The sequence below is a fragment of the Streptomyces albidicamelliae genome (assembly GCF_025642175.1).
GTDB classification, from domain to species: Bacteria; Actinomycetota; Actinomycetes; order Streptomycetales; family Streptomycetaceae; genus Streptomyces; species Streptomyces albidocamelliae.
This window is the reverse complement of sequence record NZ_CP106795.1, coordinates 4,986,116-5,000,599: the sequence shown is the minus strand read 5'-3', so window position 1 is coordinate 5,000,599 and position 14,484 is coordinate 4,986,116. Positions and strand designations below refer to the sequence as shown.

Sequence of the window (14,484 nt, the reverse complement as noted above, 5' to 3'; positions counted from 1 at the left end):
CCGGCTTCTTATGTGGTCGCGGGGGCCAGGGGCGCAGCATCAAGCATCAAAGGTGCTCGAGGTGTCTTACTTCTCGATGATCGCGAGGACGTCGCGAGCCGAGAGGACGAGGAACTCCTCGCCGTTGTACTTCACCTCGGTGCCGCCGTACTTGCTGTACAGAACGACGTCGCCGACCTTGACGTCGAGCGGCAGGCGCTCGCCGTTCTCGAAACGGCCCGGGCCCACGGCGAGGACGGCGCCCTCCTGGGGCTTCTCCTTCGCGGTGTCCGGGATGACCAGGCCAGAGGCGGTGGTCTGCTCGGCGTCGAGCGGCTGGACCACAATGCGGTCCTCGAGCGGCTTGATGGCAACCTTGGAGCTGGTGGTCGTCACGATCCGACCTCCCCCTTCGGAGATCTCACGGGGTTAACTGTCTGAGGTGGCGACCAGGTGGATCCGTCGTCGCGGGTGCCGGACCTGCCCGTCGCGTGTTGGCACTCTCCAGGGGGGAGTGCCAGAGCCGAGACTATGACCGCGATTAGCACTCGGTCAAGCGGAGTGCCAATGCCGTGCGGCGCGTCGGCGGAATCGGGTGCCTGGAGCCCGCGGGGCGAGCCGTCCTCGGCCCCGCCCCCGAACGCCGGACGGGCCGCGTTCCTACAGGTAGTCCTCCAGCCGTCCCACCGTCAGGCCCCGTTGCTGGACCCGGCGCAGGACGCGGGTCGTGCGCTCCCTGAGAGTGGGACCCGTGGACTCGTCCGGGCCGACCAGGATGATGTCGCCGCGGCCGAGCCGGTGGTCGCCGTTCGTGTAGACGAGGTCGGCCGGGGTGACGGCGGCGCGCCACAGGACGACCGCCGAGATGCCGCAGTCGCCGGCCGCGCGCAGGGTGGTGCGGTCGTACGTGCCGTAGGGCGGGCGGAAGAGACGGGCGCGGACGCCGAGCCGGGCGCTCAGCCGGTGCTGCTGGCCGCAGATCTCGGCACGCTGGCCCGCGTACGGCTGACCGGCCAGGGCGCGGTGGTCGAGGGTGTGGTTCTGGATGCCGGCGCCGAGCCGGCGCAGCCGCGCGAAGTGGTCGTAGCCGGGGCCCGCGATGCTGTCGGTGAGGAACATGCTCACGGGGAGATGGAGTTCGCGGACCATGTCGACGAAGCGGGGGTCCTGCTCGGCGCCGTCGTCGTAGGTGAGGAAGACGACCGGGTCGCCGGTGGGGACGCGGTCCAGGACGCGCGGCAGGGTGCGGCGCGCACCGTCCGTATGCAGCTCGAGCGGCCGGGCGGCGGGGCGGGGTGGGCGGCGCAGGGGCTCGGTCAGGCCCCAGTGGCGGTAGGAGCGGTCGGGGGCGGGGCCGGACGGGCGTACCCCTTGGGCGGCCTTCTTGCCGAGGCGCTCGATGGGGTCGACTGACTGCGCGCAGCCCGTGAGGAGGAGTGCCGCGGCGAGGACCGCGGCCGGGCCCCGCGCCCGCCTCACAGGTAGTCCTCCAGGCGGGCCACCGCGTAGCCCTCGCGCGTGACCTTGTTCAGGAAGCGGCGCATGTCGTCGACCATCGTGCCGTTCCAGTCGTCCCGGCCGCGGAAGTGGGTGAGCACGATGTCGCCGCGGCGCAGCCGCTGGTCGTCCTCGCGGTACTCCCAGTGGTCGACGAAGACCTCCTCGTTCCAGATCGGCGCGTACTTGATGCCGCAGGACTTGGCGGCGACCAGGGTGTCCTGGTTGTAGTTGCCGTACGGCGGCCGGAAGACGGTGGGCGCCTTGCCGAACTGCTTCTTCATGATGTCCTGCATGCCGCAGATCTCGTCCCGCTGCTCCTCGTAGGACAGGCCCGGCAGGTAGGGGTGGTGCAGCGTGTGGTTGTTGAGAGTGTTGCCGTAGCCCTTCATCGCCCGGAAATAGGCGTAGTCGTCCTTCACCAGGTAGTTGCTGAGGAAGGCGGTGTACGGGACACCCAGCTCCCGCATCATGGCGAGGAATTTCGGGTCCTTCTCGGCGCCGTCGTCGATCGTCAGGAAGACGACCTTCTGCTGGGTGGGCACCGTGGTGAAGACCGGGGGCAGGTTCCAGTCCTCCTGGTGGTCCACCTCGAAACCCGCGCGGGCGGTGATCCTCGGCTTCTTCGCGGGGGGCGCCGGAGGCGTCAGCGGGGCCCGGTCCAGCCCCCAGCGCCGGGCGGCGGCGGCCAGCCTGGCGTGTTCGGCGGCCTGGCGGGCCTCGGGGCCGAGGGCCTGCGCGGGGGCGCGTTCGGCGGGCGCGGAGCGCCCGGAGTCCGGGCCGGCGCAGCCGGCGAGCAGGGCCGCGGTGGCCAGCGTGGCGGCTCCGCCGCCGAGGAGCAGCCGCCGGAGACGAGTCCGGCTTTTGTCATTTTGTACTACTTCTCGCATGGTGCCGGATCCTCGCAGGACCCCTCCCCGAACCCGGGCCGACACCGCCGCCGGAGGCACAGCATCCACCGACTGGCCCACAATGACCCGGTGAACGACCTCGCCCTCCTCCTCACCCCCGAAGGCCGCGCCCTCCTCGACGAGGTGCGCGACACCGCGCCCGCGCAGGAGCTGGCCGTGGCCACCCGGCTGCGCCGCGACCATCCGGCCGAGCTGGTGTCGGCCGCGCTCGGCCAGGCACGGCTGCGGCAGCGGGCGGCGGCGAAGTTCGGCGCCGAGGACGCCGGGCGGATGTTCTTCACGCCCGACGGCGTCGAGCAGTCGACGCGGGCCACGGTGGCGGCGTACCGGGCACGCCGGTTCGCGGAGCTGGGGGTGACCTCGGTGGCCGACCTGTGCTGCGGGATCGGCGGCGACGCCATCGCGCTGGCGCGGGCGGGCATCCGGGTGCTGGCCGTCGACCGGGACCCGGTGACGGCGGCGGTGGCCCGGGCGAACGCCGACGCGCTCGGTCTCGCCGGCCTGATCGAGGTGCGGGAGGCCGACGTCACGGAGGTGGACACCGCCGGGTACGACGCGGTGTTCGTGGACCCGGCCCGGCGGGGCGGACGCGGCCGCATCTTCGATCCCGAGGCCTATTCGCCGCCGCTGTCCTGGGCGGTCGGCGCGGCGCTCGCGGCACCCCGGGCGGCCCTCAAGATCGCTCCGGGCATCCCGCACGAGGCGGTGCCGGCCGAGGCCGGTGCGGAGTGGATCTCCGACGGCGGGGACGTGAAGGAGGCCGTGCTGTGGTTCGGCACCGGGGCCGCCGGCACCGTCCGGGCCACGCTGCTGCCCGGCCCGCGCACCCTGCCGGGCCGCGGCCTGCCCGACCCCGGGGTGCGCGCGGTGGGGCGGTACCTGTACGAGCCCGACGGCGCCGTGATCCGCGCGCATCTGGTCGCCGAGGTGGCCGAGGAGGTCGGCGGCGGGCTCCTCGACGCGACGATCGCCTACGTCACGGCCGACGAGCTGCGGCCCACCGCGTTCGCCTCGGCCTACGAGATCACCGACCGGCTTCCGTTCAACGTGAAGAAGCTGAAGGCCCTGCTGCGGGAGCGGGAGGTCGGCATCCTGACCGTGAAGAAGCGCGGCTCGGCCGTGGAGCCGGAGGAACTGCGCCGCAAGGTCAGGCCCCAGGGACCGCACGCGGCCACCGTGTTCCTCACCCGTGTCGCGGGGGCACCGACCATGCTGATCGGCAGCCCCGCCCGGCCCTCGGACCCCGGCTCGGCGTAGGGCCCCGCTCCCCGCCCGGGGCGGGCCTCAACCGGTCGGCAGGGACCGGAGCCTGGACTCCAGCAGGGCGCGTTCGCGTCCGTTGCGGGCCAGTTCCACCGCCCGCAGGAACTCCTCGCGCGCCTCGGCCGTACGGCCCAGACGGGCCAGCAGGTCGCCGCGGACGCTGGGCAGCAGGTGGTACTCGCGCAGGGCCGGCTCCGCGGCCAGGGCGTCGACCAGCTTCAGGCCCTCGGCCGGACCGTCGGCCAGGGAGACGGCGACCGCCCGGTTCAGCTCGACCACGGGAGACGGGGCCCGGGCCGCCAGCAGGCCGTAGAGGGTGGCGATGGCGCGCCAGTCGGTCTCCTCGTAGGTGTACGCGTGCGCGTGGCACGCGGCGATGGCCGCCTGGAGGGCGTAGGGGCCGGGGCCGCCGCTCGCGGTGGCGTCGGCGCGGGCGAGGGAGCGGACGCCGCGGGCGATCAGCATGCGGTTCCAGCGGCGGCGGTTCTGGTCCCGCAGCAGCACCGGCGCGCCGTCGGGGCCGGTGCGGGCGGCCGCCCGGGACGCCTGGAACTCCAGCAGCGAGGTCAGCGCGTGCACCTCGGGCTCCTTGGGCATCAGCCCGGACAGCACGCGGGCCAGGCGCAGGGCGTCCTCGCACAGACCGGGACGCAGCCAGTCGTCGCCGGTGGTCGCCGCGTACCCCTCGTTGAAGATCAGGTAGATGACGTCCAGGACGGATCCGAGACGGGCTTCGCGATCGGGGCCGTACGGCACCTCGAAGGCGACGTTCTTCGTGGCGAGGGTGCGTTTGGCGCGGACGATGCGCTGGGCGATCGTCGGTTCCGGGACCAGGTGGGCCCGGGCGATCTCCGCGGTCGTCAGGCCGCCGAGCAGGCGCAGGGTGAGCGCGGTGCGGGCCTCGGAGGACAGCACCGGGTGGCAGGTGGTGAACACCAGCCGCAGCAGGTCGTCGTCGATGTCGTCCGCGGCGGAGGGCTCCGCGGGCGGTGCCACGGTCTCCAGGTCCCGGCCGATCTCGGCGAGTTTGCGGGCGTAGGTCTCGCGGCGCCGGATCAGGTCGACGGCCCGGTGCCGGGCGGTGGCCATGAGCCAGGCGCCGGGGTTGTCGGGCACGCCGTCGCGCGGCCACCGCTCCAGGGCGGCGACCAGGGCGTCCTGGGCCAGTTCCTCCGCTATGCCGACATCCCGGACGATCCGGGCGACACCGGCGATCACCCGGGGCGACTCCAGCCGGAAGACGGTCTCGATCGCGTGCGCGGTGTCGGTCGCCGCGCCGGGCGCCGGGGCGGCGGGCCGTGCGGCGGGCGGCTGGGGCGCGGCGGGCTGCGGTGCGGTGGGCTGCGTCTCCACAGCCCACCATGCAACACCCCCGGACGGCGGAAAGCCAGGAACGCCTAGCCCTCGGCGATCTCCCGGACCTCGCAGGTCACGGTCCAGAACTCCTCGTGGACCTGGAGGAACCGCTTGGTCCACTCCAGGGCCTCGGCCTTGTCCTTGCACTGCATGAGGGCGTAGCCGCCGATGACCTCCTTGGTCTCGGTGAAGGGACCGTCGGTGACGGAGATCTTCCCGCCCTCCCAGGTGACCCGGGTGCCCTGGGAGGTGGGGGTGAGACCCGCCGTGTCGAGCATCACTCCGGCCTTGGTGATCTCCTCGATCAGCGCGCCCATGCGCTGCATCAGCTCCTCACTGGGGCCTTCCGCCGGCGCGGAGTTCTCGTCGATGCGCACGAGCGACAGGAAGCGGGGCATGGTGACTCCTTCGGTGGGGCGGCGGGACCGTTCCCCGCCTCTCACCCATGCGTCGAACGGGAGACGGCCGGATCGACAGGCTCGGCGGAATTTCTCGAAGATTTTTTCTGGTCGCTGTCTGCGCAGCTCAGCGCGCTTGTCTAGCGCAGGGACGCCCACAGTTCACCGGCCGCCGGCTCCTCGGCGACCACCCGGTTGGGGTCGGAGGGCGCGGTGACGACCGGCATCATCACGGTCCTCGTCCGGTCGGCGGTCAGGCCCCGCAGGCTGCGGCCGAGGCTCATCAGCTCGTTCAGGGAGTCGAGGCCGGTGTCGGTGGTCAGGCTCGCGGTGACGGCGTCGGCGACCTGGTACAGCCCGGCCGGGTCGGTGAGCAGGTCCATGGTGGCCATGCGCTCCAGCAGCGCCTTCACCAGCTTCTGCTGCAGGCCTATGCGGCCGAGGTCGCTGCCGTCGCCTATGCCGTGCCGGGTGCGGGCGAGGGCCAGCGCCTGGGTGCCGTCCAGGTGGTGGTCGCCGGCGTCCAGCCGCAGATGGCTCTTGTCGTCGTCGATGTCCTGGTCGGTGGTGACGTCGACCCCGCCGAGCGCGTCCACGAGCTTGGCGAAGCCGGCGAAGTCGATCTCGACGTAGTGGTCCATGCGGACGTGCGTGAGCGACTCGACGGTCTTCACGGCGCACACCGGACCGCCCACCGCGTAGGCGCTGTTGAACATGGCGCCGTGGGTCACCGCCGTCGAACCGCCGGACGGCAGCGGGCAGGACGGGCGGGTGACGAGGGTGTCGCGCGGGATGCTGACGACGGTGGCCTTCGTACGGCCCGCGTCGATGTGCACGACCATCGCGGTGTCGGACCGGGCGCCACCGCTGTCGCCGCCGCCGAGCGCCTTGTTGGCCTTGCCGCTGCGCGAGTCCGAGCCGAGGACCAGGATGTTCAGGGAGCCGCTCGGCAGCGGGGAGGCGGCGGCCGCCGACGGGGTGACCATCGCCCGTGCGGGCCGGTCGTCGCCCAGCGCGGTGTTGATGTCGACGCTTGTGATGTTGTCGCTGAGATGCCAGTACGCCCAGGTCGTCGTGGCGGCTGCGAGCACCAGCGCGCCCGCCAGGGCGAAGCCTGCGATCCGCAGTGCTCCGCGCCGTCGGCCCACCGGTCCGCCCGTGTCGCCGTGTTCCTCGTGTCGCGTCACGGGCAGGAACGTAAGTCCGAATTATTAGGGGACTGTTAGCAGAAGCCGCCCGAGTCGGTTTTCTAGGGAAATTCTCATCCCGGGGACATCGGGGCCTCGTTCGCGGGCCCCGCTTCGGCTCCGGCTCCGGCTCCGAAAGTTTCGAAGCCGACCGGTGTCAGCCCGCGGCCGGCGCCGCCGTGCTCGACCGGACCACCAGACGGGTCGCCAGTTCCACCCGGGTCGCGGCCCGCTCCTCCCGCTCCCGGCCGAGCTCCAGCACCAGCCGGGCCGCCGCTTCGGCCATCTCGGTCAGCGGCTGCCGGACGGTGGTCAGCGGCGGCCCGACCCAGCGGGACACCGGCAGATCGTCGAAGCCGACCACGCTGAGGTCCTCGGGGATGCGCAGCCCCAGCTCGCGGGCCGCCTCGTACAGGCCGAGCGCCTGGAGGTCGTTGCCCGCGAAGACGGCGGTCGGCCGGTCGGCGCGGCGCAGCAGCTCCAGGCCCAGCCGGTAGCCGGCGTCGTGGTGGAAGTCTCCGGTCAGCACGAGCGAGGGGTCGGCGGGCAGCCCGGCCGTCTCCAGGGCGGCCCGGTAGCCGTCCACGCGGGCCCGGCTGCACATCATCCGGCCGGGGCCGCTGATCGCCCCGATCCGGGTGTGGCCGAGGTCCACCAGGTGCCGGGTGGCGGCGAGGCCGCCCTGCCAGTTGGTGGCGCCGATCGAGGGCACGTCCGGGCCCGGGTCGCCGGCCGGGTCCATCACCACGAACGGGATGGACCGGCTGGTCAGCAGCGCCCGCTGGGACTCGTCGAGTCCGGACAGCACGAGCACCACGCCGTGCGGACGGCGGGCGGCGACCTGGTCGGCCCAGGTCCGGCCGGGGGTGAGCCGTCCTGCGGACTCCGACAGCACCACGCTCAGCCCGGCGTCCCGGGCCACGTTCTCCACGCCCCGGATGACCTCCATCGCCCAGGCGCTCTCCAGTTCGTGGAAGACCAGGTCGATCAGCGGGGAGCGGGAGGCCTCGGCGCGGCGGCGCCGGTAGCCGTGGGTGCGCAGCAGTTCCTCGACCCGGGTACGGGTCGCGGCGGCGACGTCCGCACGCCCGTTGAGCACCTTCGAAACAGTCGGAGCGGACACCCCGGCCGCGCGGGCGATCTCGGCCAGGGTCGCCGTCTGCGTTTCTGCGGACTTCGAGGGCTTCATGGCCGCGATCGTATCGCCGCTGGGCCTCTTGACGAAGGCGTGCGCGCCCCATAGGTTCCCGGAACATTCGAGATGTTATTCGAAACATTCGATCGCAGGGGGCCCGACCCGGCCGCCGGCACGATCCCGACCGTCCGACGGGAGTTCCCTTGACCACCGCTCCTTGGCGCGACCCCGCGCTGCCCGCCGCCGCCCGCGTCGACGACCTGCTCCCGAGGATGACCCTCCGGGAGAAGACCGCCCAGCTGTACGGCGTGTGGGTGGGGGCCGCCACGGACGGCGACGGAGTCGCCCCGCACCAGCGGGAGATGACCGCCGCGTACGACTGGGACGCGCTGATCGCCTCCGGACTCGGCCAGCTGACCCGCTCGTTCGGCACCGCACCGGTCGAACCGGCCCTCGCCGCACGGGCCCTGGCCCGGGCCCAGCGGCGCATCGCCGCCGCGAACCGCTTCGGCATCCCGGCGGTCGCCCACGAGGAGTGCCTGGCCGGCTTCACCGCCTGGCGCGCGACGGCCTACCCCGTGCCGCTCGCCTGGGGCGCCTCGTTCGACCCGGAGCTGGTCGCGGAGATGGGCCGCCGGATCGGGCACGACCTGCGCTCGGCCGGTGTCCACCAGGGCCTCGCGCCCGTCCTCGACGTGGTCCGCGATCCCCGCTGGGGCCGGGTGGAGGAGACGATCGGCGAGGACCCGTACCTGGTGGGCACCCTCGGCACCGCCTATGTGCGGGGCCTGGAGTCGGCCGGGGTCGTGGCGACCCTCAAGCACTTCGCCGGGTACGCCTCCTCGGCCGGCGCCCGCAACCTCGCTCCGGTGCGGGCGGGTGTACGGGAGTTCGCGGACGTCACGCTGCCGCCGTTCGAGATGGCGCTGCGCGAGGGCGGGGCCCGCTCGGTGATGGCCGCCTACACGGAGACCGACGGGGTGCCCGCCTCCGCCGACCCGCGCCTGCTCACCGAGGTGCTGCGCGAGGAGTGGGGCTTCACCGGCACGGTCGTCTCCGACTACTTCGGCATCGGCTTCCTCCGCACCCTGCACCGGGTCGCGGCGGGCGGGGCGGAGGCCGCCCGGCTGGCCCTGGCCGCGGGTGTCGACGTGGAGCTGCCCACCCTCGACTGCTTCGGCGACCCGCTCGCGGAGGCCGTGCGGAAGGGCCGCGTCCCCGAGTCCCTGGTGGACCGCGCGGCCCGCCGCGTGCTCCGCCAGAAGTGCGAACTCGGCCTGCTGGACGAGGACTGGAGCCCGGAGCCGGACGGCCCGCCGGAGCTGGACTCCGCCGGGAACCGGGCGGTCGCCCGGCGCCTCGCGGAGGAGTCGGTGGTCCTGCTGGACAATCCCCGCGGCCTGCTCCCGCTCGCCCCCGGCGGCCGGATCGCGGTCGTGGGCCCGCGTGCGGCGGACGCGCTCGCCATGCTCGGCTGCTACTCCTTCCCCTCCCACGTCCTGCCCCATCACCCCGGGGTTCCGCTCGGCATCGAGGTCCTGCCGCTGCTGGACGCGCTGCGCGCGGAACTCCCGAACGCCGAGGTCACGTTCGCCGAAGGGTGCGGCGTCTCCGATGCGGACACGGGCGGCTTCGAGGAGGCCGTGGCCCGGGCGGCCGCGGCGGACGTGTGCGTCGCGGTGCTCGGCGACCGCGCGGGACTGTTCGGCCGGGGCACGTCCGGTGAGGGCTGCGACGTGGCCGACCTGCGGCTCCCCGGCGTCCAGGCGGAGCTGCTGGACGCGCTGGCCGCGACGGGCGTCCCGGTCGTCCTCGTGCTGCTCACCGGCCGCCCCTACGCGCTGGGCCGCTGGCACGGCCGGCTCGGCGCGGTCGTGCAGGCCTTCTTCCCCGGCGAGGAGGGCGGCCCGGCGGTGGCGGGGGTGCTGTCCGGCCGGGTGAATCCCTCCGGCCGGCTGCCGGTGAGCGTGCCGTACGGGCCCGGCGGCCAGCCCTGGACCTATCTCCAGCCTCCGCTCGGGCTGGCCGGCGAGGTCAGCAGCCTGGACCCGACCCCGCTGCACCCGTTCGGCCACGGACTGTCGTACACGACGTTCGCCTGGGAGGGCCACGCGGACGACGAGGTCGCGGAGATCGGCACGGACGGCGGTCACGACCTCTCGCTGACGGTCCGCAACACCGGCGACCGGGCGGGCGCGGAGGTCGTCCAGCTCTACCTGCACGATCCGGTGGCCTCGGTGACCCGCCCGGACGTCCGTCTGATCGGCTACCGGCGGCTGGAGCTGGCCCCCGGCGAGGCGCGCCGGCTGACCTTCCGCTTCCACGCGGACCTGTCGTCCTTCACGGACCGCACGGGGACACGGGTGGTGGAGCCGGGCGAACTGGAGCTGCGGCTGGGCCCGTCGAGCGCGGAGACCCGGCACACGGTCCGGCTCCGGCTGTCGGGGCCCGTGCGGGTGCTGGGGGCGGACCGGCGGCTGCGGTGCGAGGTCCTCGACACGGCGGACTGAGCCGCGGACCCCCGGAACGCGAACACCCCGCTCCCGGAGAACCGGGAACGGGGTGTGTGTGGAGCGCCGGGCAGGCCTTGCACCTGCATCTCCCCGCAGGAAGCGGGACGTCTTTCCTTGGACCACCAACGCACTGCGTCCGGGCCGTTGTTCCGGCCGTTCGCTGTGTGATGATCATAGCGCAGTCGGCGGGGTTCGCTCAACCTCAGCTCTCGGCCACCGGTTCGAATCGCCAACGGTGCACCGCACGGGTCGTCAACTCCCCTTTGGGCTCGGGAAGTTCGGGCAGCGAGGCGTCGTAGGGCGCGTCCCACCACGTGATGACCAGCACCCGGTCCCCCGGCGCCCGGAAGGTCTCCCGGCGCAGCGGGGGCCGGTCCAGGACCTGCCCCCGCACCCAGGCCAGCAGCTCCTCGCCGCGGCCCTCGGCGGCCCGGGCCTCCCACATCAGCGCGACGGTCACGAGTAGAGGTTCTCCTTGCTGACCTCGTGCACATGGTCGTGGTCGTGTCCGGGCACGTGCGGGTCGGTGACCGGCAGGGAGGAGTCGGCCGACAGGTCCCAGCTGGAGGCGGCCCGGTTGCGGGCGACCATCTCGGCGCCCAGCGCGGCCACCATCGCGCCGTTGTCCGTGCACAGCTTGGGGCGCGGGACACGCAGCCGGATGCCGGCCGCCTCGCAGCGCTCCTGGGCGAGGGCGCGCAGCCGGGAGTTGGCGGCGACACCGCCGCCGATCATCAGGTGGTCGACGCCCTCGTCCTTGCAGGCGCGGACGGCCTTGCGGGTCAGGACGTCGACGACGGCCTCCTGGAAGGAGGCGGCCACGTCCCGCACCGGGACCTCCTCGCCGGCCGCGCGCTTCGCCTCGATCCAGCGGGCCACGGCGGTCTTCAGACCGGAGAAGGAGAAGTCGTACGCCGGGTCGCGGGGACCGGTGAGACCGCGCGGGAAGGCGATCGCCGCCGGGTCGCCCTCCTTGGCGTACCGGTCGATGACCGGGCCGCCGGGAAAGCCCAGGTTCAGCACGCGGGCGATCTTGTCGAACGCCTCGCCGGCCGCGTCGTCGATGGTCGCGCCCATCGGGCGGACGTCGGAGGTGATGTCCTCGGACAGCAGCAGCGAGGAGTGGCCGCCGGAGACCAGCAGGGCCATCGTCGGCTCGGGCAGCGGGCCGTGCTCCAGCTGGTCGACGCAGATGTGGGAGGCGAGGTGGTTGACGCCGTAGAGGGGCTTGCCCAGGGCGTAGGCGTACGCCTTCGCCGCGGAGACGCCGACCAGCAGGGCGCCCGCGAGGCCTGGGCCCGCGGTCACCGCGATGCCGTCCAGGTCCTTGGCGGAGACCCCGGCCTCCTTCAGGGCGCGGTGGATGGTGGGGACCATCGCCTCCAGGTGCGCGCGGGAGGCCACTTCCGGTACGACACCGCCGAAACGGGCGTGCTCGTCGACGCTGGAGGCGATGGCGTCCGCCAGCAGGGTGGTGCCGCGGACGATGCCGACGCCGGTCTCGTCGCAGGAGGTCTCGATGCCGAGGACGAGGGGTTCGTCAGTCATTGCTCTCGGTTCCTTGTACGGGGGGAGCGTCCGCGGCGGGGCCGCCGGCGGAGGCGGTGGTCAGGCGCATGACCAGGGCGTCCACGTTGCCCGGCTGGTAGTAGCCGCGCCGCACGCCGATCGGCTCGAAACCGAAGCGCTCGTAGAGCTTCTGGGCACGGACGTTGTCGACCCGGCATTCGAGCAGCACCTCGTGGCACTCGAACGCGGTCGCCGCGCGCAGCAGCTCGTCGAGCAGCCGCCGGCCGAGGCCGGTGCCCTGCTCGTCGCGGGCCACGGCGATGGTCTGGACGTCGGCCTGCTCACCGGAGGCGACGAGACCCGCGTAGCCGACGATGCGGCCGCCGGTCTCGGCCACGAGATAGCGCCGGGTGGCCTCGGAGCCCCGGGAGTGGGCCAGTTCGGACCAGAACATGCCCCGGGACCAGGCGTCCTCGGGGAACAGGTCCTTCTCCAGCTCCAGGACCGGGTCGATGTCCCACCAGCGCATCTCGCGCAGTACGGGGTTTGCCGGTGCCGTCACTTGGGGGTGACCACCTTGTAGTTCTTGGGGACCTGGGCGTCCGGCCGGCGCAGGTACAGCGGCCGGGGCGCCGGGAGTTCCTCGCCCGCGGCCATCCGCCGGGCGGCGAGCGAGGCGAGGGCCGCGGCGGACACGTGCTCGGGCTCGTGGGCGCTCGGGAACGTGTCCGGGTAGAGCAGGGCGCCCGCACCGACCGCCGGGAGCCCCGCGACCTGCTCGGCGATGTCGGCCGGCCGGTCGACGGCGGGGTCGGTGAGCCGGGTGCGGGAGTCGGCGTACTTCGCCCAGTAGACCTCCTTGCGCCGGGCGTCGGTCGCCACGACGAAGGGGCCCTTCTCGATGTCGGCGGCGTGGGCCAGCGCGTCCAGCGTGCACAGGCCGTGCACCGGGACGCCGAGCGCGAGGCCGAAGGTGTCGGCGGTCATCAGGCCGACCCGCAGGCCGGTGTAGGGGCCTGGGCCGGTGCCGACGACGATCGCGGTGACCGCCTCCAGCTTCAGCCCGGCTTCGGCGAGCACGCGGTCGACGGCCGGCAGCAGCAGCTCTCCGTGCCGGCGCGCGTCCACCTGGCTCGACGAGGCGATGACGTCCGTGCCGTCGTGCAGCGCGACGGTGACGGCGGGTGTGGCGGTATCCAGAGCGAGCAAGAGCACGCGAACAGCCTACGGCTCCCGCGGCTCGGGCATCGCCGTCCCGGTCGTACGGTCACCGACTGCTACGGTCTGTACGAAGTACGACATATCGCACGAGACGGAGGTGGGCGCACGTGGCCGGGACCAGCTCGGGAATCGTGGCCGGCCTGACCGCGGCGGCGCTCGGAGCGGTCGGTTTCCTCGCCTACCGCGCCCAGGCGACCGTCCCGGCGGGTCTGGCCGGCAGGCCCGGAGCGAGCGCCTCCGCCGCGTCGCCGGCCGCCAAGGCGCCCCGGGACCGCCGTAACCCGACCGCCCTGCCGAGCGCGTCGGGCAAGGGTGAACGGGTCGTGTACTCGGTGGACGACGACCGCGTCTGGCTGGTCGAGGAGCACGAGCACGTGGCGCGCACCTTCCGGGTGCGGCCCGGCAGCATGGACCCCGCGGTGGGCACGTACTGGGTGTCGTCCCGCTCGAACGCGGCCACCGGCACCGACGGCACGCCGGTCGAGCACATCGTGCGGTTCTCCAGCGTGGACGGCGTGGCGATCGGGTTCAGCGCGGCCGTCGGCGACGGCGCGCAGACGGCGGTGGACCCGTCCGTGAAGACCGGCGGCATCCGGGAGGACCGGGCCGACGGGAACGCGATGTGGAACTTCGCCACGATCGGCGTGAAGGTGGTCGTGATCCGCTAGACCCGGTCGCCGGTTCCGGTCGGCGGCCCCTAGGCGGCCTCGCGCCGCTCCGGTGCGGCACCGGGTTCCGTCCGCGCCGCCTCCGGGGCCCGTGGCGGTGTGGAGACCGCGGTCGCGGCCGCGCACGAAGCCAGCAGATCGCGCATGGCCATCCCGGCGGGCACGGCCGGGCGGGACTGCTCCGCGGGGCGGTGAGCGGTCATGGACGCCTCCTGAGCTGCCGGGGCGGGCATAGTTAGGCACACCTAACTACGGGCTGGCCACCATGTGACCACGCCCGGGACGTCCTGCGCAATATGTTGCCGACGGCATGTCGGAAAGCCGTCGTGCGGTTCAGGCCGCGAGAGTCTCCAGGCCGCTGTCGGCCCACCGCCGGCCGAGCCCCGTCAGCGTCACGTGCCGCACCTCGTCCGTGGTGTCGCCGACGGCCCGGTGGATGACGACCTGCAGCCGGTCCTCCGTCAGCTCCTCGACCTTGCCCTCGCCCCACTCCACGACGATCACCGAGTCGGTCAGCGAGACGTCGAGGTCCAGGTCCTCCATCTCGTCCAGGCCGCCGCCGAGCCGGTAGGCGTCCACGTGGACCAGGGGCGGCCCGTCGCCGAGGGAGGGGTGCACGCGCGCGATGACGAAGGTGGGCGAGGTGACCGCGCCGCGCACACCGAGCCCCTCGCCGAGGCCCCGGGTCAGCGTGGTCTTGCCCGCGCCGAGCTCCCCGCTGAGCATCACGAGGTCGCCCGCGCGCAGCAGCTTGGCGAGGCGGCGGCCCAGCTCCCGCATCTGCTCGGGAGAGGTGATGGTCAGCCGGGTCTCAGCGGTGTCGTGCGGTGCGGCAGTAGCTTCCATC

General features: G+C 73.5%; 16 protein-coding genes. 3 read left to right on the top strand and 13 right to left on the bottom strand.

The window, feature by feature from the left end:
* Nucleotides 1-66: 66 nt before the first annotated feature.
* From groES to N8I86_RS23035, 3 genes are all read right to left on the bottom strand, one after another.
* On the bottom strand, nt 67-375 hold the full coding sequence (gene groES, locus N8I86_RS23045; protein ID WP_057584642.1) for a co-chaperone GroES: 309 nt from the start codon (nt 373-375) through the stop codon (nt 67-69).
* 264 nt (nt 376-639) lie between these two features.
* Nucleotides 640-1,458, bottom strand: a complete 819-nt coding sequence (locus tag N8I86_RS23040; protein ID WP_263278603.1) for a polysaccharide deacetylase family protein — start codon at nt 1,456-1,458, stop codon at nt 640-642.
* Complete coding sequence (locus N8I86_RS23035) at nt 1,455-2,366, bottom strand: polysaccharide deacetylase family protein (RefSeq protein ID WP_263278602.1); 912 nt, start codon at nt 2,364-2,366, stop codon at nt 1,455-1,457. Before N8I86_RS23035 ends, N8I86_RS23040 begins: the two co-directional genes overlap by 4 nt.
* A gap of 90 nt (nt 2,367-2,456) precedes the next feature.
* On the opposite strand from N8I86_RS23035, the gene N8I86_RS23030 reads away from it, so the two are divergent.
* A complete protein-coding gene (locus N8I86_RS23030) occupies nt 2,457-3,644 on the top strand; it encodes a class I SAM-dependent methyltransferase (protein WP_263278601.1) in 1,188 nt (395 codons plus the stop codon).
* A gap of 27 nt (nt 3,645-3,671) precedes the next feature.
* Here N8I86_RS23030 and N8I86_RS23025 read toward each other — a convergent pair whose 3' ends face one another.
* The 4 genes from N8I86_RS23025 to N8I86_RS23010 all read right to left on the bottom strand — a co-directional run bounded on the left by N8I86_RS23025 (nt 3,672) and on the right by N8I86_RS23010 (nt 7,780).
* A complete protein-coding gene (locus N8I86_RS23025; protein WP_079192306.1) occupies nt 3,672-5,003 on the bottom strand; it encodes an RNA polymerase sigma factor in 1,332 nt (443 codons plus the stop codon).
* 44 nt (nt 5,004-5,047) lie between these two features.
* Nucleotides 5,048-5,404, bottom strand: coding sequence for a YciI family protein (locus N8I86_RS23020; protein ID WP_263278600.1), 357 nt, complete (start codon nt 5,402-5,404; stop codon nt 5,048-5,050).
* Nucleotides 5,405-5,544: 140 nt separating this feature from the next.
* A complete protein-coding gene (locus N8I86_RS23015) occupies nt 5,545-6,591 on the bottom strand; it encodes an LCP family protein (protein ID WP_263278599.1) in 1,047 nt (348 codons plus the stop codon).
* 157 nt (nt 6,592-6,748) lie between these two features.
* Nucleotides 6,749-7,780, bottom strand: a complete 1,032-nt coding sequence (locus tag N8I86_RS23010; RefSeq protein ID WP_263278598.1) for a LacI family DNA-binding transcriptional regulator — start codon at nt 7,778-7,780, stop codon at nt 6,749-6,751.
* A gap of 149 nt (nt 7,781-7,929) precedes the next feature.
* Between N8I86_RS23010 and N8I86_RS23005 the strand changes: the two genes are divergently transcribed.
* Nucleotides 7,930-10,236, top strand: coding sequence for a beta-xylosidase/alpha-l-arabinosidase (locus N8I86_RS23005; protein ID WP_263278597.1), 2,307 nt, complete (start codon nt 7,930-7,932; stop codon nt 10,234-10,236).
* 205 nt (nt 10,237-10,441) lie between these two features.
* On the opposite strand, the gene N8I86_RS23000 is transcribed toward N8I86_RS23005, so the two are convergent.
* From N8I86_RS23000 to tsaB, 4 genes are read right to left on the bottom strand one after another with little or no spacing between them, the layout of a single operon-like run.
* Nucleotides 10,442-10,699 (bottom strand): hypothetical protein, encoded by a 258-nt coding sequence (locus N8I86_RS23000; RefSeq protein ID WP_123436969.1) that lies wholly within the window; start codon nt 10,697-10,699, stop codon nt 10,442-10,444.
* Nucleotides 10,696-11,787 carry a tRNA (adenosine(37)-N6)-threonylcarbamoyltransferase complex transferase subunit TsaD gene (gene tsaD, locus N8I86_RS22995; RefSeq protein ID WP_263278596.1) on the bottom strand — a complete coding sequence of 364 codons (1,092 nt, stop codon included), beginning with the start codon at nt 11,785-11,787 and terminating at the stop codon, nt 10,696-10,698. The genes N8I86_RS23000 and tsaD overlap by 4 nt, the downstream gene beginning before the upstream one ends.
* A complete protein-coding gene (gene rimI, locus N8I86_RS22990; RefSeq protein WP_073890352.1) occupies nt 11,780-12,277 on the bottom strand; it encodes a ribosomal protein S18-alanine N-acetyltransferase in 498 nt (165 codons plus the stop codon). The genes tsaD and rimI overlap by 8 nt, the downstream gene beginning before the upstream one ends.
* Before the next feature lie 29 nt (nt 12,278-12,306).
* A complete protein-coding gene (gene tsaB, locus N8I86_RS22985; protein WP_073888653.1) occupies nt 12,307-12,963 on the bottom strand; it encodes a tRNA (adenosine(37)-N6)-threonylcarbamoyltransferase complex dimerization subunit type 1 TsaB in 657 nt (218 codons plus the stop codon).
* A 113-nt stretch (nt 12,964-13,076) separates the two neighbouring features.
* Between tsaB and N8I86_RS22980 the strand changes: the two genes are divergently transcribed.
* Nucleotides 13,077-13,637, top strand: coding sequence for a hypothetical protein (locus tag N8I86_RS22980; RefSeq protein WP_263278595.1), 561 nt, complete (start codon nt 13,077-13,079; stop codon nt 13,635-13,637).
* Between the two features lie 29 nt (nt 13,638-13,666).
* Here N8I86_RS22980 and N8I86_RS22975 read toward each other — a convergent pair whose 3' ends face one another.
* Together N8I86_RS22975 and tsaE are read right to left on the bottom strand one after the other, a co-directional pair.
* Nucleotides 13,667-13,840, bottom strand: coding sequence for a hypothetical protein (locus N8I86_RS22975; protein WP_263278594.1), 174 nt, complete (start codon nt 13,838-13,840; stop codon nt 13,667-13,669).
* 130 nt (nt 13,841-13,970) lie between these two features.
* Nucleotides 13,971-14,483: a tRNA (adenosine(37)-N6)-threonylcarbamoyltransferase complex ATPase subunit type 1 TsaE gene (tsaE, locus tag N8I86_RS22970; RefSeq protein WP_073888650.1), complete on the bottom strand. Its 513-nt coding sequence runs from the start codon at nt 14,481-14,483 to the stop codon at nt 13,971-13,973.
* Between the last annotated feature and the right edge of the window lies 1 nt (nt 14,484).